Annotated in this window: 1 protein-coding gene and 1 tRNA gene; one reads left to right on the top strand and one right to left on the bottom strand. The window is 71.0% G+C overall.

Annotation, left to right across the window (positions count from 1 at the left end):
- A partial coding sequence (locus tag PINTE_RS23005) for an FhaA domain-containing protein (RefSeq protein WP_068434583.1) occupies window positions 1-1,014 on the bottom strand: 1,014 nt, incomplete at its 3' end.
- Between the two features lie 368 nt (window positions 1,015-1,382).
- Between PINTE_RS23005 and PINTE_RS21240 the strand changes: the two genes are divergently transcribed.
- Window positions 1,383-1,469 (top strand) — tRNA-Leu (locus PINTE_RS21240).
- The last annotated feature ends 208 nt before the right edge of the window (window positions 1,470-1,677 follow it).

The raw sequence follows: 1,677 nt of genomic DNA on the forward strand, positions 1-1,677 counted from the left end.
AGCTCCGGCGGCGGCAGCTCCGGCGGCCCCGGCGGCGTCGCCGACGGCCACCTCGGTGACCTGGATGGGCTCCCCGCGGCCACGAACCCGGGCGACCGGGGTACGTCCGCGGGGCTCCTGCGGTTCGCGGTCGCTGCGCTCGCCACCGCGGTCGTCAGCGCCCTCGCGCGGGTCGTCCCAGGCGTCGCGGTCGCCACGCTGGTCGCGCTGGTCGTGCTCGCCGCGCTGGCCTCGGCGGCGCGACTCGGACTCCCAGGGCTCGTCCCACCCGGCGTCGTGTTCGTCGTGGGCGTAGATGCGCATCGGGCGGCGGCCGCCGGCGTCGCCGGGGCGCTCGTGTCGATCGTCGTATCCCTGGTCGTAGCGATCGGACCGGTCGTGCTCGTCGTCGTAGCGGTCGCCGCGCCGATCGTCGTATCGCGCGTCGTGGCGAGCCCGGTCGGCGCCCCGGGCGGCCTGGCGCTCGCGTTCCTCGCGAGCCTCGCGATCGGCGACGGCCTCATGGTGGCCCAGGTATCCGCCGCCGGCGCCCGCACCGGCTCCCCGGTCGGGCCGGCTCGCGGACGAACGGGGCCGCTGCACCGGGCTGGGCGCCTGGTAGCGGTGCGCGGACTGCGGGTCGGTGCGTTTGCGCTCGGGCACCTGGGCCGCCGAGGTCGGGCGGACACGGAAGACACCGGTGTCGAGGTCGTCCATCTTGGCGAAGGCGACGTTCAACGGACCCTGCGTGATGTAGCGCTGGGATTCGACGTGCTCCTCGACGGAGGCGAGCAGCTCGTTGGCCAGCGCCTCCTCGTACATCGTGAGCCGGTCGTAGTCGGAGGGGTCGAGCTCGATGGTGAAGACATTGGGCACCATCGTGCGCCCCCGGCCGACGGCCGAGGCCCGCTCGTCCATCGCGCGGCGCATGGCCGCGGCGATCTCCACGGGCTGCACTTCTGCCTTGAAGGCGCGCGCGAAGGCACCGTTGATGACCCTGTCGAGTTTTCCCTCAACGCGATCGAACAGCCCCATGGCCCTCCCCTCCCCTTGGCTCGGATCCCACAATCTCCACGCAAGGGTATCGGGGAGGACTGACAGGCTGCTGGACGCGACCGACGCAGCAATCACTGTGTGGCGCGGACCCGGTTGATGAGAGGCCCGTCGAGCCTGCTGAACAGCCGTTTTTGCGATGTATGCCCGATCTCGGGCACCTTCTGACGCGACACCCCGGAGCCGGGCCGGTACCGCTCGACCCTACGACGGGCCGCGCCCGCGCCGACGCAGCGACCGGCGGCCTGTCAGTCTCGCGCCCGTTCCCCTGGGCAGCGCCGCGTCGCCGACCGGCTCGCCAGGATCCGGTTTGGAGTTCTGCCCGGCCGTCTGGCAGAGTAAGACGGCGCGCGCGAGTGGCGGAATAGGCAGACGCGCACGGTTCAGGTCCGTGTGCCCGAAAGGGCATGGGGGTTCAACTCCCCCCTCGCGCACCACGGGTAGTTCACAGAAGAACTGCCATCAGGTTCACGAAACTCCCGGTCAGAGGTCCTCTGGCTGGGAGTTTTCACGTTCGCGACCGCTCGTCCCTGAGAATCGAACCCCCACGCCCTCTTGCCTAAGTGTCCAAGGGAATCGCGGCCCCAGAGCATGACGAAGCCCCTGCCGAGGGGTTCTCGGGCAGGGGCTATCGACTTCGATGCT

Origin of the sequence: Piscicoccus intestinalis NBRC 104926 (assembly GCF_001515525.1) — a bacterium.
Taxonomy (GTDB): domain Bacteria; phylum Actinomycetota; class Actinomycetes; order Actinomycetales; family Dermatophilaceae; genus Kineosphaera; species Kineosphaera intestinalis.